Origin of the sequence: Streptomyces sp. NPDC017936 (assembly GCF_044328485.1) — a bacterium.
In the GTDB taxonomy this organism is placed as follows: Bacteria; Actinomycetota; Actinomycetes; order Streptomycetales; family Streptomycetaceae; genus Streptomyces.
This window is the reverse complement of record NZ_JBIRHK010000030.1, coordinates 21,024-45,106: the sequence shown is the minus strand read 5'-3', so window position 1 is coordinate 45,106 and position 24,083 is coordinate 21,024. Positions and strand designations below refer to the sequence as shown.

The 24,083-nt window shown below is 69.2% G+C and carries 27 protein-coding genes and 3 pseudogenes; 10 read left to right on the top strand and 20 right to left on the bottom strand.

Going from position 1 to position 24,083, the window contains the following annotated elements:
- Both ACH4F6_RS38820 and ACH4F6_RS38815 read left to right on the top strand, forming a co-directional pair.
- A partial coding sequence (locus ACH4F6_RS38820; protein ID WP_397965327.1) for an alpha/beta fold hydrolase occupies positions 1-482 on the top strand: 482 nt, incomplete at its 5' end.
- Between the two features lie 333 nt (positions 483-815).
- On the top strand, positions 816-1,190 hold the full coding sequence (locus ACH4F6_RS38815) for a recombinase family protein (protein WP_397965326.1): 375 nt from the start codon (positions 816-818) through the stop codon (positions 1,188-1,190).
- A gap of 261 nt (positions 1,191-1,451) precedes the next feature.
- On the opposite strand, the gene ACH4F6_RS38810 is transcribed toward ACH4F6_RS38815, so the two are convergent.
- The 5 genes from ACH4F6_RS38810 to ACH4F6_RS38790 form a co-directional block, all read right to left on the bottom strand.
- Positions 1,452-2,027, bottom strand: coding sequence for a hypothetical protein (locus ACH4F6_RS38810; RefSeq protein WP_397965325.1), 576 nt, complete (start codon positions 2,025-2,027; stop codon positions 1,452-1,454).
- Complete coding sequence (locus tag ACH4F6_RS38805; protein WP_397965324.1) at positions 2,024-3,421, bottom strand: hypothetical protein; 1,398 nt, start codon at positions 3,419-3,421, stop codon at positions 2,024-2,026. The genes ACH4F6_RS38810 and ACH4F6_RS38805 overlap by 4 nt, the downstream gene beginning before the upstream one ends.
- Positions 3,418-4,227, bottom strand: coding sequence for an ABC transporter ATP-binding protein (locus ACH4F6_RS38800; RefSeq protein WP_397965323.1), 810 nt, complete (start codon positions 4,225-4,227; stop codon positions 3,418-3,420). Before ACH4F6_RS38800 ends, ACH4F6_RS38805 begins: the two co-directional genes overlap by 4 nt.
- Before the next feature lie 65 nt (positions 4,228-4,292).
- A complete protein-coding gene (locus ACH4F6_RS38795; RefSeq protein WP_397965322.1) occupies positions 4,293-5,120 on the bottom strand; it encodes a zf-HC2 domain-containing protein in 828 nt (275 codons plus the stop codon).
- Positions 5,117-5,677 (bottom strand): RNA polymerase sigma factor, encoded by a 561-nt coding sequence (locus tag ACH4F6_RS38790; protein ID WP_397965321.1) that lies wholly within the window; start codon positions 5,675-5,677, stop codon positions 5,117-5,119. The genes ACH4F6_RS38795 and ACH4F6_RS38790 overlap by 4 nt, the downstream gene beginning before the upstream one ends.
- 69 nt (positions 5,678-5,746) lie before the next feature.
- Between ACH4F6_RS38790 and ACH4F6_RS38785 the strand changes: the two genes are divergently transcribed.
- Positions 5,747-6,280 carry a replication-relaxation family protein gene (locus ACH4F6_RS38785; protein WP_397965320.1) on the top strand — a complete coding sequence of 178 codons (534 nt, stop codon included), beginning with the start codon at positions 5,747-5,749 and terminating at the stop codon, positions 6,278-6,280.
- On the opposite strand, the pseudogene ACH4F6_RS38780 reads toward ACH4F6_RS38785, so the two are convergent.
- Positions 6,258-6,488, bottom strand: a pseudogene (locus ACH4F6_RS38780) (integrase core domain-containing protein); the annotation flags it as partial. The gene ACH4F6_RS38785 and the pseudogene ACH4F6_RS38780 sit on opposite strands and share 23 nt — an antisense overlap.
- Positions 6,489-6,588: 100 nt before the next feature.
- On the opposite strand from ACH4F6_RS38780, the gene ACH4F6_RS38775 reads away from it, so the two are divergent.
- Together ACH4F6_RS38775 and ACH4F6_RS38770 are read left to right on the top strand one after the other, a co-directional pair.
- The gene (locus ACH4F6_RS38775; protein ID WP_397965319.1) at positions 6,589-7,308 is read left to right on the top strand and encodes an IS6 family transposase; all 720 of its coding nucleotides are present in this window, start codon (positions 6,589-6,591) and stop codon (positions 7,306-7,308) included.
- Between the two features lie 111 nt (positions 7,309-7,419).
- Complete coding sequence (locus tag ACH4F6_RS38770) at positions 7,420-7,605, top strand: hypothetical protein (RefSeq protein ID WP_397965318.1); 186 nt, start codon at positions 7,420-7,422, stop codon at positions 7,603-7,605.
- Positions 7,606-7,730: 125 nt separating this feature from the next.
- Here ACH4F6_RS38770 and ACH4F6_RS38765 read toward each other — a convergent pair whose 3' ends face one another.
- Both ACH4F6_RS38765 and ACH4F6_RS38760 read right to left on the bottom strand, forming a co-directional pair.
- Entirely contained in the window at positions 7,731-9,041 is a 1,311-nt protein-coding gene (locus ACH4F6_RS38765) for a PP2C family protein-serine/threonine phosphatase (RefSeq protein WP_397965317.1), read from the bottom strand.
- A 588-nt stretch (positions 9,042-9,629) separates the two neighbouring features.
- Positions 9,630-10,007, bottom strand: a complete 378-nt coding sequence (locus ACH4F6_RS38760; RefSeq protein WP_397965314.1) for an STAS domain-containing protein — start codon at positions 10,005-10,007, stop codon at positions 9,630-9,632.
- Between the two features lie 151 nt (positions 10,008-10,158).
- Here ACH4F6_RS38760 and ACH4F6_RS38755 point away from each other — a divergent pair, with 151 nt between their 5' ends.
- Positions 10,159-10,638: an ATP-binding protein gene (locus ACH4F6_RS38755; protein WP_397965313.1), complete on the top strand. Its 480-nt coding sequence runs from the start codon at positions 10,159-10,161 to the stop codon at positions 10,636-10,638.
- Between the two features lie 206 nt (positions 10,639-10,844).
- Here the strand turns inward: ACH4F6_RS38755 and ACH4F6_RS38750 are convergent, their stop codons facing one another.
- The gene (locus ACH4F6_RS38750) at positions 10,845-11,714 is read right to left on the bottom strand and encodes a hypothetical protein (RefSeq protein WP_397965312.1); all 870 of its coding nucleotides are present in this window, start codon (positions 11,712-11,714) and stop codon (positions 10,845-10,847) included.
- Positions 11,715-12,280: 566 nt separating this feature from the next.
- Here ACH4F6_RS38750 and ACH4F6_RS38745 point away from each other — a divergent pair.
- From ACH4F6_RS38745 to ACH4F6_RS38735, 3 genes are all read left to right on the top strand, one after another.
- Positions 12,281-13,519, top strand: coding sequence for a serine/threonine-protein kinase (locus ACH4F6_RS38745; protein WP_397965310.1), 1,239 nt, complete (start codon positions 12,281-12,283; stop codon positions 13,517-13,519).
- 317 nt (positions 13,520-13,836) lie between these two features.
- Positions 13,837-14,040 (top strand): hypothetical protein, encoded by a 204-nt coding sequence (locus ACH4F6_RS38740; protein WP_397965309.1) that lies wholly within the window; start codon positions 13,837-13,839, stop codon positions 14,038-14,040.
- A 560-nt stretch (positions 14,041-14,600) separates the two neighbouring features.
- Entirely contained in the window at positions 14,601-15,092 is a 492-nt protein-coding gene (locus ACH4F6_RS38735) for an NUDIX hydrolase (RefSeq protein WP_397965307.1), read from the top strand.
- A gap of 334 nt (positions 15,093-15,426) precedes the next feature.
- Here ACH4F6_RS38735 and ACH4F6_RS38730 read toward each other — a convergent pair whose 3' ends face one another.
- The 8 genes and pseudogenes from ACH4F6_RS38730 to ACH4F6_RS38695 all read right to left on the bottom strand — a co-directional run.
- Positions 15,427-15,693, bottom strand: a complete 267-nt coding sequence (locus ACH4F6_RS38730; RefSeq protein WP_397965306.1) for a DUF4235 domain-containing protein — start codon at positions 15,691-15,693, stop codon at positions 15,427-15,429.
- A gap of 4 nt (positions 15,694-15,697) precedes the next feature.
- A complete protein-coding gene (locus ACH4F6_RS38725; RefSeq protein ID WP_397965304.1) occupies positions 15,698-16,153 on the bottom strand; it encodes a DUF3618 domain-containing protein in 456 nt (151 codons plus the stop codon).
- Positions 16,150-16,578, bottom strand: a complete 429-nt coding sequence (locus tag ACH4F6_RS38720; RefSeq protein ID WP_397965328.1) for a phage holin family protein — start codon at positions 16,576-16,578, stop codon at positions 16,150-16,152. The genes ACH4F6_RS38725 and ACH4F6_RS38720 overlap by 4 nt, the downstream gene beginning before the upstream one ends.
- 188 nt (positions 16,579-16,766) lie before the next feature.
- A pseudogene (locus ACH4F6_RS38715) lies at positions 16,767-17,639 on the bottom strand (PRC and DUF2382 domain-containing protein).
- A gap of 442 nt (positions 17,640-18,081) precedes the next feature.
- Positions 18,082-18,639 carry a phosphatase PAP2 family protein gene (locus ACH4F6_RS38710; protein ID WP_397965303.1) on the bottom strand — a complete coding sequence of 186 codons (558 nt, stop codon included), beginning with the start codon at positions 18,637-18,639 and terminating at the stop codon, positions 18,082-18,084.
- A 46-nt stretch (positions 18,640-18,685) separates the two neighbouring features.
- Positions 18,686-19,735, bottom strand: coding sequence for a YihY/virulence factor BrkB family protein (locus ACH4F6_RS38705; RefSeq protein WP_397965301.1), 1,050 nt, complete (start codon positions 19,733-19,735; stop codon positions 18,686-18,688).
- A 91-nt stretch (positions 19,736-19,826) separates the two neighbouring features.
- Positions 19,827-20,216 (bottom strand): STAS domain-containing protein, encoded by a 390-nt coding sequence (locus tag ACH4F6_RS38700; RefSeq protein WP_397965300.1) that lies wholly within the window; start codon positions 20,214-20,216, stop codon positions 19,827-19,829.
- Between the two features lie 141 nt (positions 20,217-20,357).
- Positions 20,358-20,552 (bottom strand): annotated as a pseudogene (locus ACH4F6_RS38695) (STAS domain-containing protein); the annotation flags it as partial.
- Between the two features lie 74 nt (positions 20,553-20,626).
- On the opposite strand from ACH4F6_RS38695, the gene ACH4F6_RS38690 reads away from it, so the two are divergent.
- A complete protein-coding gene (locus ACH4F6_RS38690) occupies positions 20,627-21,400 on the top strand; it encodes a transposase (RefSeq protein WP_397965298.1) in 774 nt (257 codons plus the stop codon).
- 664 nt (positions 21,401-22,064) lie between these two features.
- Here the strand turns inward: ACH4F6_RS38690 and ACH4F6_RS38685 are convergent.
- From ACH4F6_RS38685 to ACH4F6_RS38675, 3 genes are all read right to left on the bottom strand, one after another.
- Entirely contained in the window at positions 22,065-22,436 is a 372-nt protein-coding gene (locus tag ACH4F6_RS38685; RefSeq protein ID WP_397965297.1) for a fic family toxin-antitoxin system, toxin component, read from the bottom strand.
- A complete protein-coding gene (locus ACH4F6_RS38680; RefSeq protein WP_397965295.1) occupies positions 22,433-22,657 on the bottom strand; it encodes a hypothetical protein in 225 nt (74 codons plus the stop codon). The genes ACH4F6_RS38685 and ACH4F6_RS38680 overlap by 4 nt, the downstream gene beginning before the upstream one ends.
- A gap of 253 nt (positions 22,658-22,910) precedes the next feature.
- Entirely contained in the window at positions 22,911-23,828 is a 918-nt protein-coding gene (locus ACH4F6_RS38675; protein ID WP_397965293.1) for a hypothetical protein, read from the bottom strand.
- Positions 23,829-24,083: the final 255 nt, after the last annotated feature.

Sequence of the window (24,083 nt, the reverse complement as noted above, 5' to 3'; positions counted from 1 at the left end):
AGATCGAGCCCGACGTGCGGGGCTGGCTCGCGGGCTTCTACGCGGCCCTGTCCGCCGACACGATGCCCGCCCAGGGCGAGCCCGACCCCCACTTCATCGCCCACGGCGGCCAGCTGCGCGACCGTTTTCCCGCCGGCATTCTTCCGGTATGGCTGACCGAGGACGATCTCGACATTTATGCTGGGGAGTTCGAGCGCACGGGTCTGACCGGCGCCCTCAACCGTTACCGCAACATGGACCGCGACTGGGAAGATCTCGCCCCCCACTGCGGCGCCCCGATCAAGCAGCCGTCCCTGTTCATCGGCGGTGCCCTGGACGCCTCCACCACCTGGATGTCCGACGCTATCGACGCCTTCCCTACCACCCTCCCAGGCCTGACCGCCTCCCACCTCGTAGAGGGCTGCGGCCACTGGATCCAGCAGGAACGTCCCGAGGAAATCAACCGTCTGCTGACCGGCTGGCTCAACACCCTTACAGGCTGAACCGCCAGGCGCGGCCGGGACTTTTGTACACGGAACGGTCCGGCCCGCGTACCCGAGCGCAGCGGCTACGGCCGGGTGCTGCGTGATTTTCACAAATGAGCAATGGTCAGTGATCTGCGAACACCGAATCCGCAGGTCGCCGTTCGCAGAACCCCTCGCAAAACCAGAATGCTGTGCGAGACGGTTCTGACGACCACGGGGGTGGACCTGACGCCCGATCAAGCAGCTAACGCACGAAAATGAAACGACTGTCCGAAGCGCGAAGCCCCGGCGTGCAGCGCCTGCCGCACTCGGAGCGGGAAGCGCGTAGCGAGGTAACACACCGTCCACTTCATGCTCCTCCCCGCGCTCCGCGAGGAACTAGGAGTGACCGTCCCCGAGGACCGCGGCTCGGGCGGTCGTGGAAGGCGAGCCCGCCCGTCGAAGTTTCACCGGCCGTCGCAACGGCCAAGCCCGATCCGGATCAGGTACGCCCGCTGTTCGACGGTCCAGCAGGAACTCCTTTCCCAACTCGCCGCACTCGAACCGGCCTTCAAGCGGATCTTCTCCGAGGAGATCTCCACCCGGATCAAGACGCGGCCGGAGCTGGAGAAGGCGCTGAAGCTCGCGTACAACATCAAGGAAGCCGCCCGCGACCAAGAGGTCATCCTCACCGTGAAATCCATACCCGAGGACCTGACTGGTGTGGAGGTCCTTCCTGGGTCTTGACGGCCCGGGCTCGAGGGCACCTACCTCGCTGAGCCCGGCCCCGAGGTGCGGAGCTACACGCGGCTGCTGCAGCGCGTCCAGCTCGGCCGGACCTTGATGGTGGCGCCCGACTCCCGCCGCTCCCGACTTCGTGACGATGTGGCCGCCATGCCACCCGTGGACCGCAGGTGACTACCGCCATCGTCCGACCTGTGCACAGTTGCTCACAAGCTGTCGCCGATCTTGTCCGAACGGCGCTCCGTCTTCGACCGTCCGGATCGGCTACCGTCTCGGCCCCGCCAGAGCGTAGGCCGTGGTGCCGGCGATCATGAGGACGAGGGCCGTCCAGGTGCCCACCGCCGTGCCAGGTGGTAGCAGCATCCAGGTCGCCACCTGCATCGGCATACTCGTGGCGGGTGGGGCGAAGAACGAGAATGCGAGCCAGGCGAACGGCAGTGTCCACCCGAATTGCCCGCCCGAGAGTGTCGCGCCCAGGGCGGCCAGTCCCATCAGGCCCGCGCTGTCCTGTACGACGAACGCGGTCGTGGCCATGTCCTCGCTCACCGCTTGCACGGTCAGCAGCACCGTGGCGACGATCCCGCTGCTGAGCAGTACGTGCGCCGCCCTGCGGGGTGCCCAGCGGATCGCGGCCGTCCGGTCCAGTGCGAGGTCCTGCCCGCTGAGCCCGGTCGAGACCGCCATCGCCGCCGCGGCGAGGACGAGCACGGGGGGCCGCGGGTCCCACGGCTCTCCGCTGCCGTCCCGGGCGAGCGCCCACACCGCCACCGTGCTGATCACCACTGCGGCGAGCGACGCGGGCACCTGCCGGGAGCGTGCGTACAGCATCAGCCATCTCACTGGGACGCACCGCCCTTCAGCGCGTCGAACGCGTCGCCCTTGCAGGAGAAGGCGGCGGCGCGCATCGCGTTGATCCGCGCGCGCTGCCCGTCCCGCGGAAGCGCCTCGAGCTCTCTCCATACCGGGCGGGCCTCGGCGTCGGCCTCGCGACGCAGGCTTGCCGGCCCTGCGCCGGGAAGTGACCTGAGGTCACCGAAGACCCAGCCCACCGCGACGGTTCGTGCGAAATCGTCCTCTCCGAAGCCGCTCCAGCCGACAGGGTCACACCCCGGCACCATGCCCTTGGCGATCAGGGCCCAGGTCAGCTCCTCGCCCTCGGCGGCGGCGATGATGTCCTCGTCGAAGTCGAAGAGCACGGTTTCCCGGGACCATCGGGGCGTGGAGCCGTCCGGCAGTACGGTGGTGTTCTCCCGGACTGAGGCCGGGGCCTGGCCGCCCAGGGCGTCGTGCAGCAGGCGCAGCGCCTCCTTGCCGGGCCCCGCCAATCCAGCGAGCTGCCCTTGGTGCATCTTCGTTACGCATACCGGGCCGTCGCATACCAGCTCCGCGGCGGCCTTGTCGATGACGTACATCCGGCGCGAGTCGGAGGGGAGGACGAGCAGGGCGATCACCGCGCCTGCCAACAGTGGCGTCAGGGCGATCAGCCGGGTGCGCGAGGTGGTGGCGGCCAGCAGAGCGAAACCGGTCGCGGCCAGGCCGAGCAGCCAGATCGTCTGCCCGATATGCACGGATGCGGAGAGCGTGACTAGTGCGTTCCGCACCTCCTGTACCGCCGGGGACAGCAGCGAGACCTGGTTGGGTTCCGCGACCGGGATGCCCGACGCCGTGTGCGTCTGCGTCCGGCCCAACGACATGTGCATCAGAGCCGAGAACACGAAGGTGCCCATGGCTAGCGCGGGAGGGGTGAGCGCGGATGGCAGGGTCCGCCCGACTCCCATGCCCAGCACCGCCCCCGCGGCGAGAGAGAGGGCTCCCACCAGTGAGATCGGCAGCCACCCGAGGTGTGTGTACTCGGTGTTGGCGAGCACCTGGACCGCGCCGACGAGGACGAGGAGCGCGAAGGCCGATACCAGTGCGATCGCCGTCATGCCGGCCATCGTGGCTGCCCGGTGCCAGGCGGGCCGCGGCGTGCTCGTCAGCAGCTCAGACATCTTCGAGCGGTGATCGCGCAATCCCTGCAGCGCGCCGAGCCCCACGGCGATCGGCCACAGGTAGAACAGCAGGCCGCGGGTGGTCAGGGCCAGTGACGTCCACTGGGCCGTCCACGCCGTGCTGCCCCTCCACCACGCGCCGTCCACCAAGTACAAGAACGCCAGTGCACTCGTCAGGACCAGGGCGCTGGCCCAGGGGGCGACGGAGCGCTTCAGTTCGGTGCGCAGGACACGTGCGTTCACCAGGCGCCCCTTCCCTGCTCGGGACCCTGGAGCAGGGCCGAGTAGCCGCGTTCCAGTGGGCTGTCGCCCACGTGCTCGGGACCACCCGCGGCGGCCAGCTCGTTGGGGGTGCCCTGGAAGACCAGTCGGCCCTCGGCGAAGAGCACCACGTCGGTGCAGGCGGCGGCCACGTCCTCCACCAGGTGGGTGGAGACGAGCACACAGGTGTCCGTGCCCAGCTCTTGCAGCAGCTCGCGGAAACGCAGCCGCTGCGCCGGGTCCAGACCGACCGTCGGCTCGTCCAGCAGCAGGATCGACGGGTCGTTCACGATGGCCTGGGCGATGCCGACCCGCCGCACCATGCCGCCCGACAGTGCCTTCATCCGCTCGTCGGCACGATCCGCCAGACCCACCCGCTCCACGGCGCGCTGTACCGCTGCGGGGATCTCTGCCTTGGGTACTTCCTTCAGCCACGCCATGTACTCGACGAACTCGCGCACGGTAAAACGCTTGTAATAGCCGAACTCCTGCGGCAGGTAGCCGATTCGGCGGCGCAGCGCACGGTGCTCACCCATGCCGCCTACGGACTCGCCGAGCAGCTCCAGAGTGCCCCCGGCGGGGCGCAGTACGGTGGCCAGCGCCCGGATGAGGGTGGTCTTGCCCGCCCCGTTGGGGCCGAGCAGACCGTGTACGCCGGTGCCCAGTGACAGGTCGAGGCCGTCGACGGCCATCCGTTTCCTGCCAGCCTTCACCTTCAGCCCTGTGGCCTGGATCTGCCAGGTGTAGGTCGTCGGCACGATGTCAGCCGCGTTCATTGCGGGCATCATGCATGTCCTTTCCGATGGTCTTTCCGGTGGCTTGTAGTCGTCGTTTGCGGCTGGCTTTCCGGCCGTCAATGGTGGGCTCCGAGCACGGAGTACGCACCCCTGCGGACGATCAGGACACCGATGCCGAGCGCGAGGACCAGCCCCCACACAGGCAGACCGCCCGTCTGCAGAGCGAAGGTCGTGCGGCCGGCGGCCAGCGTCGGCGCCACGATGACGGCAGCCCACACAGCGACCAGCGCGACGGCAGCGCGGGTCACACCGATGGCACCGCCGAGCGCCAGGGTCGTCGAGGTGAAGGCCAGACAGGGCAGCAGCCATTGCGCGGCCGTCGCCCCCGTGTCCCCCGCCACATAGCCGCCCACGAGCAACGCGGGAATGACCACGGCGAGCACGGACGCGGTGCGTCGCAGTACCAAGTACAGCCCCGCCTTCGGTACGGAGGCCGTCAGCTCGTACGCCGGGTCCAGACCGCGCGACCACGATGCCGCGACGCCGAGCACGGGCAGGACCGGGGCGAGCAGCAGGACCAGGGACACCTCGTCAGAGCCGGTGCCGACCAGGTCGAGCAGGAACGCGAGCGGTGTCACGCTCATGACCATGGCCAGCCACGGCACCATCGTGGGCGTCAGCCACCTCGCCAGTTGCATCGATCGGCGCCGTCGGTGCGGCATTGTGGTCGCGGCGGCCAGCTGGGGTCCGAGGCCGGACCACACGGTGTCGACCAGCGTCACCACGGCCGGCGTCCGCGTCGCGACGGCGGCCGACAGCCGGTCCCGGCACACCCGGCACGTCTCCAGATGGGCCTCCAGGGCCCACACCTCGTCGGCGGCGAGGTTCATATCGCCGCGCGCATACCCGTCGACGATCCGCATCGACGCGTGTTCCACGCTCATGTCAACGCCTTCCGCATCGCCATCCGGGCCCGGCGGGCACGGGTTTTGACCGTGCCCTCGGGCACCCCGAGCAGGACCGCGGTCTCCCGAACGGTCAGTCCGTCGAGCACCATGGCCTGCAGTACCTGTCTGAGCTCCGGTGCGAGGCGCCGCAGCGCGTCCCCGACGTCTCCCCCGACGGTCGCCGCGAGCGCCTCCTCCTCGGCGGCGGGCGCCAAGGGGCGCGAGGCGGCAGCGGGTGGGGGTTCCGCATGGTGGGCCCTGCGCCGGAACGCATCGACGAGCCTGCGCGCCGCAATCGTCCACAGCCAGCCCACGGCCGTCCCCCCGACCGCCGTCCCGGCGAACGCGGCCGCCGCGCGCCACACCGCCAGATACGTCTCCTGCATCACCTCGGCGACAATCTGCTCGTCCGCGCACCGACGCTGCAGCCGTACGGCCATCCACGGCGACGTACGCCGGTACAGCTCCTCGAACGCGGCACGGTCACCCTTGGCCACCAGTTGGACGAGACCTTCCTCGTCCAGCTCGCCCAGTGCCTTTCTGGCTGATCTCACACCCACAAGACGTCGCACACGGTCGGCGGGTTTTACATCCGCTGTGACTCCCGCCACATGTGAAGTGTCATGGAAGCCTGGACCGGAGGCAGCCGTTCGTGCTCGACCAGCGGCCGTTACGTCCATCCGAGCCTGACGAACGGCAAGACCGAACGGCATCCGATCTGGAACCTGACTCCGGCGGGACAGAAGGCTCTGGCCGACGGCAACGAGCTGCCTCCCCGACCGAAGGTCAGCACCGGAGCGAAGGCGGTGAAAGTCGGGTTCAGTCCGCACAGCGTCGCGGTGACGGACATGATCCTCGCCTACGGCGGCCGCAAGCACCTGACCGACAGGCAGGTGGAGGTCAACCACGCCATCAAGGAGACCGGCCTCAGCTTCACCACCGACGCCGTCCTCGCGTGGTCGACCAAGACCAGCGAGGTGCGCCTCTTCGAGCTCAACAACGGCACCATGTCCCAGGCCCGCCTCGCCAAGGAGGTCTGGGACTACGAGCGCTACTCCGGACACTGCGTCTGGGAAGGCGCTTGCGGCACGATCGGTACGACGTACCCGTTTTGGCAGCGCCACCGCTACACCTGTGCTGACCGGAGAGGTTGGTGACGCGGCTGGCTGGTGGGTGGCCGCCGATGCCGGTGTGGGGTCGGTGGTGGTTGTACCAGTCCAGCCAGTCGGGAAACGCTGCTTGGCGTTCGGCATCTGAGGTGTAGGGCCGCTGGTAGGCCCATTCCTCGAGCAGGGTGCGGTGGAAGCGTTCGACCTTGCCGTTGGTCTGCGGCCGCCAGGGCCGGATCCAGCGGGGGCTGATGCCCAGCTCGTGGCAGGTCTGGCGCCAGGTGTTCTTGGGGCACTGTCACGTTGGCTGACCGATGGGATGATCTTCGGGTTGATCGGGCTGGGAAGGATCGTCTGTGGGGAGTGCGTCGCCGTCGTACAAGGGGCACCGGTACCCGGTCGAGGTCATCTCCCACTGCGTGTGGCTGTACTTCCGCTTCCCGCTGTCGTTCCGCGAGGTCGAGGAGCTCATGCTTGAGCGCGGGATCGTCGTCTCCCACGAGACGATCCGCCGCTGGTGCGGCAGGTTCGGGCAGATCTACGCAGGCGCTCTGCGCCGCCGGCAGCCCCAGCCCAGAGACAAGTGGCACCTCGACGAGGTCTTCATCAAGATCAACGGGCGGTTGCAGTACCTATGGCGGGCCGTCGACCAGGACGGGCACGTCCTCGACATCCTCGTGCAGAACCGGCGGGACAAGGCCGCAGCCCGACGCTTCTTCCGCAGGCTCTTCAAGAAGACCCTCACGGTGCCCAGAGTGATCATCACCGACAAGCTCCGCTCCTACGGCGCCGCCCACCGTGAGGTCATGCCCTCCGTGGAGCACCGCTCACACAAGGGCCTGAACAACAGGGCGGAGAACAGCCACCAGCCAACGAGGCAGCGCGAACGGGCGATGAAAAACTTCCGCTCCGTGGGCGGAGCCCAGCGGTTTCTGTCCGCGTTCAGCGGCATCTCACCTCACTTCCGGCCCCGCCGCCATCTGATGTCCGCATACCACTACCGCGCTGAAATGACCGTCCGCTTTGCAGTCTGGGAGCAGATCACCGGAGCCGCCGGCCTCCCCGCCACGGCCTGAGCACCCGGAACCGGCTCCACCACACCACGACGCACCATCAGACAACTACCCACCCAACAACGTGACAGCGCCCTCGAGATCGAGGAGGTCGGTGAGTTCGACTTCGAGGTCGTGAGCGCGGTGGCCGTTGTTGCGGAAGTAGACCTCGCCCAGGGCTCCGGCGGCGATCTGGCGCAACTGGTCCTCGGTGGGGCCGGCCTCCTGGGCCTGGAAGAGCCGTGCGGCGTGGCCAGGCCGACGACGGCGCCGTTGGCGGCCGCGCCGAAAGCCAGGTTCACGTCGATGCCGACCAAGTGACATCGCATGCCGCCCCGCCAGTTCCTTCGGTGCCTTCCGGTCAGGCTTCTCTCAGCTTCTGCTGTCCTGACTGCGGAACTGCATCGTTCTGCAGCTGTACCGTGCCTTGGCCGCCGGTGGCGAGGTCACCTGGGGCGGTGTGATCGGGTGGGTGTTCGTGCGACGAGGAGGGCGATGTCGTCGGTGTGGTCGGTGGCCATGCCGGCGAGGAGTTCGTCGCAGAACGTGTCGAGGTTTTCGCGGGCGAGGGCGGCGGCGTGCTGTCGTAGGCGGGTCATTCCGTGGGTGAGGTCCTCTCCGCGGCGTTCGATGAGGCCGTCGGTGTACATGAGCACGGTGGAGCGGGCGGGCAGGGTTTCGGTGGCATGGCTGCGCGGGAGGTCGGGGTCGACGCCGAGGAGGAGGCCGCGACCGCCTTTGAGATAGCGGGTGTCGCCTTCATGGGTGACCAGCAGGGGTGGTGGGTGTCCGGCGCTGGAGTAGGTGAGCGTCCAGCCTCCGTCGTCGTCCTGGTCGAGGAGGGCGTACAGGCAGGTGGCTGTGGCCTGCGGATAAAGCGATTGGTGAGCGAGGTCGAGGCGGCGCAGGATGTGCCCCGGGGGTTCTTGGCGGTCGCAGCCGATGCCACGCAGCATGTTGCGCAGCTGGCTCATGGTGATGGCGGCGCGCAGGTCGTGGCCGGTGACATCGCCCATGATCATGGTGGTGCCGCCGTTGGGCAGGGGGAAGCTGTCGTACCAGTCGCCGCCGACTTCGGCGGTGGCGGCGGCGGGTGCGTAACGAGCGGCCATCTGCAGCGGGCCGGTTCGAGGAAGGACGGGCAGGAGGGAGCGTTGGAGCCGTTCGGCGATGTGCTGGGTCTCGCGGTGCAGCCGGGCGTTGTCCACGCCCAGGGCGATGCGGTGGGCCAGGTCCTCCATCATGGCGAGGTCGTCATCCGTGAAAGGGGCGCGATTCGCGGAGCGGCCGATGGTCAGGGCACCGAGGACCTGCCGGCGGGCGCGTACGGGGGCAACCACGGCGGTGTGGGTGCCGAGCTGGTGAAACACCTCGAGCTGACAGGCGTGCAGCGGATCGGCAGCCTTGTCAGGACTGGGGATGTCGGCTGCGGTCACCAGCAGGGGGCCGGCGCCGATAAGCGCGCGTGAGAGCGGACCGACCGGATTTTCCGGGACATTGGGCAGCAGGCCGGTCAGGCCGCCGACCGGCAGCAGACCGGGATCACGGTGGACGACGCTGACCCTGCGGGGGCGGCCGTCGTCGTCGAGCAGGTCGACCGCGCACCAGTCGGCCAGCTGGGGCACCAGAATGCGGCACACCCGCCGCACCGCGGCATAAGAGTCGAGCGTGCTGGTCATAGCGGTAGTGGTCTCCGCCAGAAGAGTCAGCCGGTCCAGGGCCCGCTGGACCACCTGGTCCACCTCAAAATCGTCCATGCCCCCTCCTTCCCACCAAGCCCACGAAGAAAGGGCCGGGTACGGCTACGCCTTCCCTCAAAAGCCCGGCAGCTCCTACGCCGGCCAACGGTACGTAGCACCGCGGCTGGAAGGACGCCATCACCCCGGCAGAACACGAACGCGAGCACACCGCGCCCCTGCTGACAGCAACCCCTCCTCCGTCCGCACCTGCATACGGGGCAGAGTTCCGCGCCGCGCGAGCCCGCCCGCACGACCACGGGCCTGGCGTGTCAAAAGCCGTACTGGGCGCGCCACCGCTGTGCCGCTGTTCGCGGCTGCCGCCGCCGTTGGTGCCTCTCTGCCGTCCGGCGGCGAAAGCCTTTCACCGCGAACGGCTTCGCCGACCTCGACGACTGCCTCGCCCTCTGCCCCGCCGACGGCGTCCCCGCTGTTTCGTCCCCGGCCGTTGAGCCGCTCTCCCCTTCGCCGGCCGCGACACCGCGAAGATCAGGGGAACTGAGGAAACCAAGAGGGCAGCGGCAGGGGAAAGCACGGCAAGGAGGAGAAGAGATCCGGGGCTGAAGGATCCGGCTTCTTCTCTTGAGCCCCGGCATCGCGTGCAAGCGGTCAGACAGCGAGTGCTTCGCGGAGGGTGGGGTGGCATTTGATGAGCTGGTCGACGCCGACGAGTTGCAGGACGCGTTGGACGGAGTCGGTGGGCGCGGCCAGGCGGAGCCAGCCGTCGGCCTCGGTCACGGCCTGGTGGGCGGTGATGAGGATGTTGATGCCGGTGGAGTCCATGAAGGTGACCTGGCGCATGTTGACCACGATGCGGGGCCGGGCAGTGCCGGAGGTGTCGAGGGCGCGGTGCAGTTGGTCGCCGGTGTGGTGGTCGATCTCTCCGGCCACGGTGAGGACGCGGATGCCGTCGGTGGCGGTGGCCACGATCGACAGCCCGCGGGGCTGTTCGGCTGATGCGGTTTCCGCCCTCTGGTTTTCGGCCATGTCGGCGATACTTGCATACCCAGAGCCTCGCCCGGCAGTGTGCCCTGCACGGTCCGGGTGATGCCCTGTGCCGGTGCAAGGGTGTGGAGCGTGTACCGCGCGGGTGCGGGTACGCGCGGGGGTGTGAACGGGGTAGTGGAAGCGGGCCGTAATGGAACCAGTCCCTGTGAATGAGGACGGCACCGCACCAGGCGAGCAGTCTCTGCAGACCACGGTGGCCCTGGAGGGTGAGGGCGCGGACATCGCCCGTGCTCGCCACTTGGCGGCGGATTTCCTCATCCGGGTGCAGGCCGAGCACGGCCTGCCCGTCTCCCGGCGCGCGGTGGATCTGACCCAGTTGGTGGTGAGCGAGCTGGTCACCAATGCCCGCAAGTACGCCCCCGGCCCGGTGCTGCTGGATCTGCGGATCGTCGGCGACACGGTGGAGGTGGTGGTGTGGGACTCCGATCCGGTCCTGCCGATCGCCCGGGCCGCGGACGCCGGCCGGGTCGGCCAGCACGGACTGGAGATCGTCATGGCCGTCGCCCAGGGCTTTGAAGCACAGCGGGAGCCGGTCGGCAAGCGCATCACCGCCCGCATCGCCCTGCTGGACGACCCCGGCGGCGACATCACCGGACGCAATCCTGTGTAGTGCGGTGGGCGCAGGCCCGCAGCAGGACCGCGGGTGTGGCCACCGGCGCTCCGCGCACCTGGCCATCACGGGGAGCAGCCGCCGGTTACGCGGTCAACGCACCTGCCGCCGGCCGGGTCGGCCAAGCGCTATCGCGTAACGCCTGCTTATGGGCTGCGGCCTCTTTCCTCCACGTGCCCGACGTCGCGGCCGCATGCCGAGCCCGGTCAGCCCAGGCACAGCACGAGCAGACAGAGCCCTGACGGTGAGGTCGATGCGGGCGGCGCATCGGCCTGTGAGGAGTGTGCCTGCGTGCTGTCGGCGGACGCCGTCGAGTCGGACGGCTGTGTCGCTGTGGTGCTGCTGCTGTCGGGGACGGAAGCAGCGGAGGGAGGGGTGGTGGTTCGGGCCGCGGGCTGCGACGGGGCGGCCTGAGGAGGGGGAACGGCGACGGCCGGCCGGGCATGCCGTGGCCTGGCGGGGGCCGGCTGGCTGGTCAGCGGTTCGGCGGGGGCCGGGATCGCGGACGGCTGCTGCCGCACCGCGCCGGCGTCTTCCGGTTGTACGGAGCTGTGCGACGTACGGCCGTCGGCGGGCGCTGCCGGGGCCGGCCGGCTGTTCTCGGGCACCTGTTCCTCCGCCAGGCCCATGCTGTGCCTGTCCGGTGTCGTGGCGGCCTGGGCCCGGCCGGCGGAGTCCCTGTCCATCGTGGCGATAGTCAGCCCGCCGCCGACGATGGCCACGGCGGTCGCTACGGCGGCCCGGCGCTTGTTCTTGTTCCAGCGGGCCAGTTGACGGCGTCGGGCCGCACGGCCGAGCCCCGTGGAAACAACCGTCTCCCCTCCGGCGGCCGATCCGGTGCCCGGATCGATCTCCGCTTCGCCGCTTGGGGGAGAGTCGTCCCCGCACTCCATGGTTGTGGACCGTCCCGCAGGCCAGGCACTGGGTGCGTCGGTGCCTGCCACTGCGATGGCGTCCCCGACCGGCGCGGTGCGGCTGTTGGTGACGGGCGGAGCGATGTCCGGGGCGTAGGCGCCGCACCCGGGACACACCAAGGCACCGTTGAGATGCCGACGACATGCGGAGCAGTAGTCCATCTGCTGGTCTTCCTGGATTGCTGGTGCCGACGGCCTCTCCGGGCCACGACCTGGTCACATCCGTGTGGGTGATCAAGCAGTGAGCAACGCTAACGACGCTTTCGCAGGGCTGTGTGCAGCCTGTGTGGTGCTCCTGCGCAGATTTGCCGGGCCAGGCCTGCGTGTCCTTCGCGACCGCGTGATGTCGGGCGAGGTCACGACGCACCGGGACTTCCCGGGAGGTGCGTGCTGGCGCGCAGGGGCAGGCGCGGTCTCTCACGGCCGGTCCAGCCTCTGCAGGGGCAGAGACGTCCGGCCGACGAGGACGAGGGTGTGACGGTTCGGGACCGCGGTGCGCTGGAGAAGAAGGGCCTGGGACCCAGGAGGCCTCGTGCTGCCCGCTCGCCTGTCTTTTTTTCCGAGCCGGTGGGGCGTACCAAGGGCAGGCAGGCGCGTCACCCCCGTTGCCTGCCTGCTCCGGGCGCGGCCGGGAAGGCCACCAGGCCCCGGGCAGCCCGTACCGGAGACCCCCGCAACCCAAATGATGATAAAAGATGAAACCAAGGCTTACGGAGTGAACCGGTTTCATGGTGATCGGGGTGGGTGTGCGGGAACTGCTGGCGGACCGCTATCAGTTGCAGGAACTGCTGGGGCGTGGCGCGATGGGCGACGTGTGGCAGGCCACGGATCAGCTCCTTGGACGTCCGGTCGCGGTCAAGTTGCTGCGCACCGAGGAGGCGGCGGACGTCGATCGCTTCCGCCTGGAGGCGCAGACCGCGGCCCGCCTCAACCATCCCAACGTCGTGGGCGTGTACGACTTCGGCTCCCATCACGGCCGGCTCTACCTGGTCATGGAACTCGTCGATGGCTGGTCCCTGGCCCAGGAACGATCCCTGCGCGGCACCCTGCCCCCGCACGAGGCGGCAGCCGTTGCCGCCCAGGTGGCCACCGGTCTCGCCGCGGCCCACCAGCAGCATGTGATTCACCGCGACATCAAGCCCGCCAACGTGATGCTGACGACCGACCGAACAGCGAAGATCGCAGACTTCGGCATCGCACGCTTCGCCGACCACGCCGCCAGCACCCTGACCGCCACCGGAAAGATCATCGGAACCGCCGACTACCTCGCTCCCGAGCGAGCCCTGGGCCGCCCCGCACAACCCGCCTCCGACATCTACTCACTCGGCTGCCTGCTGTACCAACTGCTGACCGCCCGGGCCCCATTCAGCGGTGCCACCTCCCTGGCCGTGGTGCAACAGCACGTCGGCGCCACTCCACCCCCGCCCGACCGGCTCCGCCCCGACATACCGAAGCCACTGTCCGACTACGTGCTGCACATGCTCGCCAAGGAGCCCGACCACCGGCCCACCGCCGAACAGGCAGCCGACTGGCTCGCCAGGCGCCAGCGCATACCCAGCCCGGCGCATCCGGACACCCCCGCAGCCGTGCTCGCCCCGCCTACTGCCCCGCGCGTCGGCGAGGCCCGAGGCGGAAACCACTCCCGACCACACCGTCACCACAAACTGGCCCGCAGAGCCGTCCTCTACGGCACCGGTCTTGCTCTGTTCGCCTCGGCCGCAGCTCTGGGCGTTTCGTTGAACTCCGGCGACAACACCCCCTCGCTGCCCTCGACGACCACCCCTGCAAGTACTACATCCGCTCCCATTGGCCCCACACTCACCGACACCACGTCACCTGACACGCCCTCAACCGACCCAATCACCACCCTGCCTCTGCGGGAGCACGGCGAGGAAGACGAAAAGGACCAAAAGGAAAAGGACAAGAACAGCAACGGGAAAGGCAAAGGAAGACGCTCCGACGACTGACGCAGACGCAAACGGCCTGGAACACCACCACCCACGCCACCCTCACCCGGCACCTTGCACACCAGCCCTTCGGCCTCGTCGCGAGCGCCCGGCAACTGCTCCTCCGGGCACAAGAGCGACAGAATGCTTCCCCCGCGCTGCCCGGGCATCACAGGACGCTTCTTCACTGACTACCCCGGCGGCACACCTTCGGGGCGCACCCCTTTGTGAAGGCTCCAGGACCAACAGGCACAGCACTCTCACTCCCGCACACCGTCGCCGGACCGAGCAGGGGCACCCGTCAACGGATCGCCAGCCGTAAAAGGAGGGGGAGATCGGTGTTTCTGGTCGCGTGCCTGCTGCTGCCGGCCATGGCGGCACTGCTGTACAGCATGAGCCGCATCGAGGAATGGCTCACCCGCACCGCACGGCCACCCCGCCACGCCCGTCACCGGCACCTGCACCTGATCCCCGGCGGCAAGCGGGACGCAGGCATGCACCGCACGAACAACCGGCGGCACAGGCGGCTTCACGCAGCCTGACCATGGGTGGGGCCACGACGGCAGTCCAGGTGCGGCCGGATGGTCCCGGCCCCGACCACGATCGGCAGGCACATTGGTGCCGTGTTGGAACCGTCGCCGAGCGCCGGCCCCGCCCGCTGTGACAGGCCGTCTTCTGGCCACGGATGGCGTCGCCCCGGTCGGCCGGCTTCTGGCCGGGATACCGCACCGGAGGCTGTACCGGCGCATCGGGCCGTGGCCTGGTCCATGCGGGTCTCGTAGGAAGCGATCCCGGGCGGGGCGATGGCAGAACCATCAGCGACGGGTGTGACACTTGTATCACCCGGTGCTCTGTTACCGGTGGGCCGCACCCACGGTCCGCGAGGCCCGCGTCCCCCGTGCGGGCCGTCGCCCGCGGGGCGGGCAGGCATCCCCCCGTAGCCTGCCCGCCCCGCGCTCCCATTGCCCGGCACCGAACGGACCGCGCACCCAGGCAAGCGGGCGGTACGCGCATGAGCGCCCCGAAGTATCGGGCACCAGCGCCCTCTCCGCTCCCACCTGCCTACGGCGTTGGGTGTGCTGGAGTTGGGGCAGACTTTGGCATGCTCAGTCCTTCCCCAGAACCCCTCGCCGTCGATCATCGCGGCAACCGACTGGTTTCCTTCACGTTCGGCACCGAAGACGTCCTCCCCGGTGGGGCTCCCATGCCCATGGCTCTGACCGCCTTGTGGCGCCGCAACGAGGTCGTTGTGGTCTATGATCGGTTCCGGGGACAATGGGAACTACCCGGCGGCCTGCTTGAGCCGGGGGAGAGCCCTCGCCAGGCGGCCGTCCGTGAACTTGCCGAGGAGAGCGGACAGGTTCCCCGCGACTCCTTAAGATTCGTCGGCTACGCCGGATTCCTGCTGGGCCCCGCACAGCGCGCCGAATACGGTGCCCTGTTCACCGGCCACGCCCTGCCGCACCGCGATTTCAGAACCGATCGCGAGATCGAGGCGGTGCGCTGGTGGGATCTGAGCGCACCCCTGCCCGGTCGTATATCGGGTATCGACGTCTATCTCACCCGGCTCACTCTGGCCGCCGATGCGCACTGAACCCGCTGTGCTGCCCCGCGAGGCGGCGGGGGCTGACGTCGGCTGCGGCGACGTCGGCGAGAACGAAGAAGTGTTCGACCTTGCGTTCGTAAGGGCGGTGCAGGCGCCGGCAATGGGTGGACTCGTCCTTACGCGCGTCCTGGGGAGCGGTGGCCGCGGGGACGGCTGGCGGGCCGGCGGGCGAGCAGGACGACGACGGTGACGGCCATCGCGGTCAGGGCGGGTGTTGCGGGGTGAGCGGACACGGCTGGTGCTCTTTCCTGGCGGGTACGAAAGGGGGCCGAGGGGTGCCGGTATCCAAGATCTACCGGCACCTCTCGGTAGCCGGGCCTGCTCAGCCGGGCCAGATGCCGGTCATCCGGCGTGTGGCGGTGGCGCCGGCGCGGTCGACGGTGGCCTTGACCCCGGCGAAGATGGCGCCCTGCAGTGTGGCCGCGATGAGGACCTCGCTCCAGGTGCGCTGTTCGTCGGTGGCGTCGGGTGCGTCCTTATCGTGACCGAGGACCTTCCACGCCTGCTTGAACAGTGCGCCGGCGAGCATGCCGCTGACGGCACCCAGGGCCAGGCCGACCGGCTTGTAGGCGATCTTCGAGGCTTTCACCGGCTCATCCCTTCCGGCGACGGCACGCCAGCCACACGACGACGGCGCCGGCCGCCGCGGCCAGCAGCACGTTCCGGTTGCCGCGTGCCACCTGGGCAGTGTGTGCCGCCTTCTCCCGCACCGGCTCCGGAGCTTTCTCCTGCCACAACTGCCCGGCCTGGCCCGCCTTGGCTCGCGCCTGCTCGGCCACTCGGGCCGCCTTGTCCTTCACCGGGTCAGGCAGTTTGTCCTGCACCTGCTGCGCGACACCGGCCGCCTTCGCCTTCAGCTCGCCAGCCCTTACGGCAGCCTGCTCCTTGACCTCGGTCGCCTTCTCACGGGCGCGGGTCTTGACGTCGGCCTTGTTCGCCAGAGCCTCGACTGTCTGCCCCAGCTCGTGCCGGTTCTGCTCGACCTGCTCGCACAACTCCTTGGGGGTGGGAGTCGTGGAGGCGGTGGACTGGTTGTACGGCTGGGTCATCGCTGTGCACTCTCCTTGATCTCGGCCACGTCGGCCTTGACGCTGTTGATGGTCTGCTGCGGTGCCGGCGGCGCGGCCTGGCTGACCTGCTTCTTGCCCATCAGCGCCATCACCGCCGCGATCACACCGAGCGCCGCCGTGACGATCAGCGCCGCCGCCCACACCGGCAGCGGCACCGCCAAAGCGGCGATTGCGGTGGCGACCAGCGCCTGCAGCATCAAAAAACCCACGAGGCCAGCGCCGCCGAACAGGCCACCGCCCTTGCCGTAGCGCTTGCCCTTCTCCTTCATCTCCGCCTGCGCCAACTGCATCTCGTCGCGCACCAGCTCGGTCAGCTGCTGCGAGGCGCGCTGCACCAGCTCACTGACCGGCTCACTGCCCGAACCCCGGCTGCTGGGGCCACCGTCGCTGTAGGACGGCGGTATGTGCGACACGGCACTCACCTCCCACCACTTGCTTCCTTAGTGATCCGACAACGCACTGGCGCCATCGGCGTGATCGGAGTACCCCGAACAGAGCAGTTCAGGACACGTTTGTCGGAGCTGCCTGCACACAACGCCGGCCCGCCCCGAAGCTGTTCGGGGCGGGCCGGCGTTGTGTGCAGGCACAGGGATTACACACCGCCGCGTCCGTCCTGTTCCTCGACGCTCTCGGTGTCGATCTCTTCCTTGCGGACCTGGCCGCGCACCGTCTCCTCGTCGGTGTACTCCTCGGTTGTCATCCGTACCTGCTCCACCGGCACCGCTTCCGTCTGCGTGACGGGACGTTCCTCGTGCAGGACGACCTCGTGCTCGACCTCGGTGATGTCCGGCCCGGACAGGGCAGCCTCCCGGTTGGCGTCCGTGATCGGCTCGCGTTCGACGCGCACCTCCTCACGGCGCACCGGCACGGTCTGCTGCACCTCCTCGGTGACGACGTACTTGCACAGCCACGCCCGGCCCGCCTCATAGCGCTCGGTGCCGACATGCATGCGCTCCTCAGACCGCGTCATGGCGCCATCCCCACCGTCGGCGCCCGCGCCGCGTCCCATACCGGTGCGGGTGCCGGCAGCTTCGGACGTACTCGTCATCTCGTCGGTGCCGGTGTCGGCCATCTGGGAGGTGCTCGTCGTCCCGTCGGTTTCCGTGTGGGCCCAGCCGCCCTCGCCCGGCTCGTTCGCCTGCTGCCAGGCGTCGTCCTAGACCATGCCGTAGTGCTCAAAGAGGCGGTGCTCCTCGTCCTCGGACAGGTGGCCGCTGGCGTCGACGTTGGGCGCGTCCTTGACCTTGTCCTTGGGGTAGGGCACCTCCAAGTGGTCCTCCACCATGGACGCGTCGCGGATGGGGACGAACGACTCGCTGGTGCCGAACAGGCCGGTCTTCACGCTCACCCATTCGGGCCGGCCTGTGGTGTCGTCGAGGAAGATGTACTTGGCCTCGCCGATCTTGTTGCCGTCGGTGTCGTAGACGGGGTGATCCAGCACCGTGGGGATCTGCTTCTGGGTGATCGCTGAATGTCACTCTCCTTCTCTTCGCGTCGCAACTGTTCCTGTTCGGCTCACGTCCCAAGGGGCGATCAAACCGATAAAAGTGCGACGAGACGTCACAAGACGGGCAAGAGGGGCGGGTTCTCCGAGTGCTTGGAGACAATCCGCCCGCTGGGACAGCGTGGCCAGAGCACCTGACCCGCGACGTCTACAGGTCTGGGCGTCGCAGGCATGCCGAAAAGCGATGACCTGGAAGCTGGTGCCGACGCACGAAGAGCCCCGGTCCTTCGCGAGGGGGCGATAGGACCGGGGCCAACGGCACGCCGCTCACCCAAAAATCGGTACCAGGCAGCCGCGCAGCCCCCCACCGCAACGCCGGCGCGGTGACAGGGCCGCCGACACGGCCGAAGCCTCGTCGTGCCAAGCAGTCAACGCCCGGCCGACCGTCCGGGTTACGAGGCCGTCAATCACCGCTGATGAGCCAGCGGCGCAGCAAGCGCGGAGCATGGCGGGTGAGCCAGGCGGCAGCCAGGCCGATGGCGGCGCCGGCGGCGACGTCGCTGGGGTAGTGGGCGCCGCTTTGCACCCGCTCGACGGCGACCGCGGCCGCCGGTACCGCGCACAGGGCGCCGGCCAGCGGCCACGCCGGTGCGACGGCCGCAGTGAACGCCAGGGCGGCCGCGGTGTGCCCGGACGGGAAAGACGAGGAGTCCGGGCGGTCCTCGACCTCATCGTGCGGAATCCACTCCTTGGGTGGCCGGCGTCGGCCTGTCACCTGCTTGCACACGCCGTTGGACACCAGCTGCGCTACCACGACCGCGGCGACGCCGGCGGCTGCCGCCCTGCGGCCCCGCCAGCCGCCCCGCCACGCCATCACCCCGGCCGCGGTGCACCACAGTTTCGTTCCCTCTGCGGCTTCCTCAACCGCCGACAGCACCTTCGCCACCCCGGCAGGGATCCGGGATGCTGCCTCTTTGGTCATGATCCGGTCGGCATCGCGCACTTGGTCCAACAGCCTCATGCACTGCCGGTACCCCAGGTCACCGGCTTGCACCAAGACCGGGCCGTCAACCGTTGTCCAGGCGGCGCCGGTCCTCCTCGTCCCACTTACGGGTGTCGCGCGGCTGGGTGTAGGGCTCAGCCTCCGGCGGGTGTCCTCCGGCGATCGCCCGCTGCCGGGTGGCCTCCGCGTCGAACTCCAGGCCCAGCAGGATGGCGAGGTTGCTGATCCACAGCCACACCAGGAAGACGATGACGCCGGCCATCGTGCCGTAGGTCTTGTTGTACGAGGCGAAGTTGGCGACGTAGAACGCGAACGCGGCGGAGGCGATCAGCCAGATCACCAAGGCCAGGAAGCTGCCCGGGGTGATCCACTTGAAGCCCTTCACTTTCGCGTTCGGGCTGGCCCAGTACAGGATCGCGATCATGATGACGACCAGCACGACGAGCACGGGCCACTTGGCGATGGACCACACCGTCAGGGCTGTGTCCCCCAGACCGAGCGCGTCGCCCGCCCGGCGGGCCACGCCCCCGGTGAAGACGACGATCACCGCGCTGACCACGGCCAGGATCAGCAGGGTGATCGTCACGCCGAGCCGCACGGGGAGGATCTTCCACACGGGGCGGCCCTCGGGCATGTCATAGACCGCGTTCGCCGCGCGGATGAACGCCGCCACGTAGCCGGACGCCGACCAGATCGCCAGGACGAGACCGACCACCGCCATGAGCGAGCCGACGCCGGCGCTGCCCTGGAGCTGCTGCACCGCATTGGTGAGGATGTCACGGGCGGAGCCGGGTGCGAGCTGTTTAATGTTGTCCAGGAGCTTGTCCGTGGTCGACCTGCCGGTCAGGCCCAGCAACGACACCAAGGCGAGCAGCGCCGGGAACAGGGCCAGGACGCCGTAGTACGTCAGCGCCGCCGCGCGATCCGTCAGCTCGTCGTCCTTGAACTCCCGCAGGCTGCCCTTGAGCACCGCACGCCACGCCCCCTTGGGCAGTTTCGTGGGCGCGTCCGGCGCACGCCGCTCCACCTCCGGACCCGGGCCGACTTCGTCCGCCATCGGCGCCTGATCCTCTGTGTGGTCGTCTTTTCGCCCGGGAAGATGCAACTTTGCCATGGACGCCGGGTACCCCCACCGCCCACCCCAACCGTCCAGCCGCCACCCGTGGGAGCGCCCGGGCACCTGCAGGCTGTAGCTGTGGGGCGGGTCAGGCGGTTTCTGTCTCGGTCTGTAGTGCGCGAGGGCGGGGCACGGCGTCCAGCGTGTGGGCTCGGGCGATGGCTTCGTGCAGGGTGACGGTGATGACGAAGACGCTGTCCAGACCGAGGATGATCATGCGATGCCGCAGATGTCCGTCGGGAACGGCCATGACCAGTGCACCTTGCCTCTGCTCGAGACGCTGCCACAGGGCGAGCAAGGCGGTGATGCCGCTGGAGTCGATGTAGGTGAGGAGAGAGGTGTCCAGGACCAGAAAGCGGCAGCCGTCGTCCAGGAGGCGCTCGCCCGCTGCGCGGACCTCGTCACTGGTGAAGAGGTCGACCTCCTCTTCGAGGGTTGCGATGACCAGGTCGTTCTCACGGCCGATGAGCTGCAGCACTGTTCCACCTCTCGCGGACCCCTGCCTTCACCTCAGGTACAGGGTGGCACAGGCGCCCCGCCAGCCTTGCCGGGCGGTCCGGAGGGGTACTGATCGTTGTCGTGCCGCTGTGGTGGCGTCTACCGGGGGCCGGTGCTGCGATCAGGCGGCGTCTGGTCGGAGGGTGAAGTGTTCGCGTGTGCCGCTGAGGGCGAGCAGACGGTCGACCGCGGGCTGGAGCGGACCCTGCAGCACGAGCGGGCGACCGGTCACCTCATGCCGGTAGTGGGCCTGCAACAGCTCGTTCAGCAGCATGCTGTCGGCGAAGGTGACCTGGGAGAGGTCCACCACCGTCGTGGGAGCCCCCGCCGAATTGGCGGCTTCCTAGAGGTTGTCTCGTAACTGCTGGTCAGAGGTGAGATGATCTTGTTGTGGCTGGTGTGATTACGGCGTCGGAGCCCTCCTGGATAGGCCCGTTCACCGGGCTGAGCCCGCGGCAGTTCAACAAGCTGATCACCGCGCTGCGCCGCGAGGGGACCGATCCGGTCCGCAAGGGCCGGCCCTGGTCGCTGCCGCTTCAGGACCGGGTGCTGCTGGTGGCCGCGTACTGGCGAACCAACCTCACCCTGCGCCAACTCGCCCCGCTGTTCGGCGTCTCGAAGTCGGCCGCCGACCGGATCGTCGCCCACCTCGGACCGGCCCTCGCCCTCCAACCCCGGCGGCGGTACCGCAAGGACACCGTGCTCATCGTGGACGGCACACTGGTGCCCACCCGCGACCGGAGCGTAGCCGCCTCCAGCAAGAACTACCGCTACTCCACCAACCACCAGGTCGTCATCGACGCCGACACCCGCCTCGTGGTCGCCGTCGGCAAGCCGCTGCCCGGCAACCGCAACGACTGCCGGGCCTGGCAGGAATCCGGCGCGAAGACCGCCGTCGGCACCACCCCCACGGTGATCGCCGACGGCGGCTACCGCGGCACCGGCCTGACCATCCCGCACTACCGCCGACACAAGAACGAGGAACTGCCGGATTGGAAGGAGGAGCACAACGCCTCCCACCGCAAGGTCCGCGCCCGCATCGAGCACACCTTCGCCCGCATGAAGAGCTGGAAGATCCTCCGCGACTGCCGCCTCAGAGGCGACGGCGTCCACCACGCCATGCTCGGCATCGCCCGCCTGCACAACCTCACCCTCACCGGATGACAGGCAAACGAGCAGGTCAACCGGCACGCCCCGGAGCATTTACGGGACATCGTCTAGAGCTACACGTTTTCGCCGCGGATTCCTATACGGAAACGCCGCGAAATTCTACGCAACTACCGCACGCATTTCTGGCACATCAGCGTCCTGACCTGCGTGGACGCGCTTTTGTATGCCTGCCGGAGGGGTGCGATGGTCTCTCCCGGCGCAACTCGGCGCCACTGAGCAAGGGGGGAACATGTACGCCTTTATCGGGGCCATCATCGGAGCCGTCATCACCGGCGGTTGCACCGTCATCGCCGCGAGCATCACCGCGCGGCGACGGGAATCGGGGGAGGACGCACCGTGAGGTGACGTGACGTGAATCCGCAACTCTGACCGCGTCACGTCACCTCGCGGAGAGGAAACCCAAGAGGCTGCGCCCAACCGGGCGCAGCCGAAGACGCCAGTCAGCCTCGGTGGAGAGGCACTCCCGGATCACGCGCAGACGGCCTAACCAGCATGCGGGCAGGCTCGGCGGGACCGGCGGGGGTACCGACGTCCAGGCCGTCGACGAGGCGTCTGCCGTCCTCAAGGACTGCGGTCGCGGCCAGCTGCGCCTGCGAGGGAAGCCGTCCGGGGCGGCCAAGAAGCGGCCCGTCGTCCGGAGCGGTCCCTGCGCTGGTCGCTACACGACCCACTCTCGCTTGATCTCTTCGGCCAGGTCGCGCACGCCGAGCCCGTCACGGACCCGGACGGCGAGCGCTACCGCGTCCTTCGGCGCCACCGTCACCGGCATCCCGGACGCCGTGAGGTACGCGGCCGCGACAACCGCTCCGAACAGCTCGTTGCGGGTCTCCAGCGCGGGCACCCGTATGAGGAGGTGCATGAGGGCGGCCGCCCGGTGGTGAGCCCCGCCGTACACGGGAACGCCCATTACCTCGTCGGCGTGCCGGGCGACGGCGGCCGCGAGACTCCCGTAGTCGGTGACGTCCGGATCGGAGCCCAGGTGCTCATGCGCGGCCTGCAGCAGCCAGCCGCGGTCGATGTGAAGGATCACGCGGCGGCGTCGCTGGCGCGGGCCGTACCGAACTCCTCGTCGAAGGCAGGGCCCCACGCCGTGGCGAAGTCGCGGGCGGAGGAAAGGAAGCGGCGCCGGTGGGCGTCGTGCGTGACCACGCGGCCGACCAGCTCCGGCACCGTGATACCGGCGCGCTCGGCCTCTGCCGCGAGGGCCTCGTACGCCTCGTCGTCGACCGGTACCTCGATGTTCTTCGCCATGCCAAAAGCGTAGCGGCCCGGACGAGTCGCTACACCCCTTCTCCGCGATCCGGAAGGCGTGGGTCGTCAAGGCCGTGGGCGAAGTCCTGGCAGTCCAGCCGACGCGCCGGCCGGCGTCGCGCTGCACCGCGTCCTGCTCTGTTGCCGGTCGGCACGAGGGGTGCGCGATTGCCGAAAGCAGCAGGGCTGTGTGAACCCCGCTGCTCCCGGGTGTCACATGACGCGCCTCAAGGCGATTGCCCGGTCCGCCTTGTCAGGTGAACGCGGAGCGATTCAGCCTGGCGGTGGTCTCAAGACGGTCCTCGATGGTGCGGCCCCATTTCAGGTTGGAGTACCACACCGGCCGTCCGGTGGCCGGGTCCCGGAAGTTGACGGTGCAGCCGGTCCGGGCGTGACTGTGGTCGCACAGGCAGGTGCACACCTTGTTCTCGACCTGCCAGCCGAGCCCGCAGGGCCCGTCGGTCAGCAGCTGGATGAGGTCGGGGCAGGGCGGGCCGTCCGTGGTCTCCAGACGGACCCCGTTCCCCGTGGTCCAGACGTCGGTGCTGTTGACCGGCCCAGGGCCGGCGGTCACGCGGATACGGCGCAGCAGCGGCGACAGGAGCGCGGAAGCGTCCCGCGGGCAGGCCGCCCGAGCGTCGTAGGCCGCCTTCTCGACAGCCGTCCAGTCCGGCTGCCGCAGCAGAGAACCGTAATGGTCCTCGCGCCGGCCGGCGATCCGCTCCCACCAGCGCGGGTTGAACCCGGACAGGAGAATGACCGCCGCCGTGCCCGGCCGGTACAGGCGGATGCCGCCCGCCTCGCGGCAGCTGCGCAGCCCCGGCACGCCGGCGACCCGGTCGCGCGGATCGTCCCCCATACCCTCGTTGACCGCGGGAGACAGCAGGTCGATCCAGTGGCCGATGACATGCGGCTCATCGACGAGCTGGAGCGTGAGCCGGTCCTCCCGCGGGCGGACACGGACGACGCCCAGCGGATGCTCGCTCACACCGCCCATCGCGCACACCCGCTGGAAGACCGCGGCCTCCAGCCGGACCTGCTCGGCGTGGAGCGCGGCCGGAATGGACAACGGCCGGCCCGACCCGGACAGCAGCGCGCACAGGGCCTGATGAGACTCACCGGTGCTGCGCCGCCGGTCGGCGGTGAGAAGCAGAGCGGCCGGAGGATTCATGAGGGAGTTCTTCCGCGCGTCACCGGCCCCCGGCGGTGCGCGCTGGGTGAAGAGGCAGACAGCTGTGCGGATCGCGCGGTGACGCTTCTGGCCGGTCCTCGGCGACGGAAACCGGGGGGCTTGGTCCGTCGCGCGGCCGGGCGTTCACAGGCCCGCCCGCTATGGAAGCCGCCCGCTGCGGCCGCCGTCAACCAGGCGCGCGGGCGGGGTGCCCCATGCGCGGTGACAGCCGGTCCGGTCATGGGGGTTTGGCGG

Bases quoted from the DNA above. Each gene is read 5' to 3' on its own strand.
- ACH4F6_RS38815 (WP_397965326.1), top strand. From the start codon at position 816: ATGCTCCTCCCCGCGCTCCGCGAGGAACTAGGAGTGACCGTCCCCGAG.
- ACH4F6_RS38800 (WP_397965323.1), bottom strand. From the start codon at position 4,227: ATGATGCCCGCAATGAACGCGGCTGACATCGTGCCGACGACCTACACC.
- ACH4F6_RS38795 (WP_397965322.1), bottom strand. From the start codon at position 5,120: ATGAGCGTGGAACACGCGTCGATGCGGATCGTCGACGGGTATGCGCGC.
- ACH4F6_RS38785 (WP_397965320.1), top strand. From the start codon at position 5,747: ATGGAAGCCTGGACCGGAGGCAGCCGTTCGTGCTCGACCAGCGGCCGT.
- ACH4F6_RS38765 (WP_397965317.1), bottom strand. From the start codon at position 9,041: ATGGACGATTTTGAGGTGGACCAGGTGGTCCAGCGGGCCCTGGACCGG.
- ACH4F6_RS38760 (WP_397965314.1), bottom strand. From the start codon at position 10,007: ATGGCCGAAAACCAGAGGGCGGAAACCGCATCAGCCGAACAGCCCCGC.
- ACH4F6_RS38755 (WP_397965313.1), top strand. From the start codon at position 10,159: ATGGAACCAGTCCCTGTGAATGAGGACGGCACCGCACCAGGCGAGCAG.
- ACH4F6_RS38750 (WP_397965312.1), bottom strand. From the start codon at position 11,714: ATGGACTACTGCTCCGCATGTCGTCGGCATCTCAACGGTGCCTTGGTG.
- ACH4F6_RS38745 (WP_397965310.1), top strand. From the start codon at position 12,281: ATGGTGATCGGGGTGGGTGTGCGGGAACTGCTGGCGGACCGCTATCAG.
- ACH4F6_RS38735 (WP_397965307.1), top strand. From the start codon at position 14,601: ATGCTCAGTCCTTCCCCAGAACCCCTCGCCGTCGATCATCGCGGCAAC.
- ACH4F6_RS38725 (WP_397965304.1), bottom strand. From the start codon at position 16,153: ATGACCCAGCCGTACAACCAGTCCACCGCCTCCACGACTCCCACCCCC.
- ACH4F6_RS38710 (WP_397965303.1), bottom strand. From the start codon at position 18,639: ATGAGGCTGTTGGACCAAGTGCGCGATGCCGACCGGATCATGACCAAA.
- ACH4F6_RS38705 (WP_397965301.1), bottom strand. From the start codon at position 19,735: ATGGCAAAGTTGCATCTTCCCGGGCGAAAAGACGACCACACAGAGGAT.
- ACH4F6_RS38680 (WP_397965295.1), bottom strand. From the start codon at position 22,657: ATGGCGAAGAACATCGAGGTACCGGTCGACGACGAGGCGTACGAGGCC.
- ACH4F6_RS38675 (WP_397965293.1), bottom strand. From the start codon at position 23,828: ATGAATCCTCCGGCCGCTCTGCTTCTCACCGCCGACCGGCGGCGCAGC.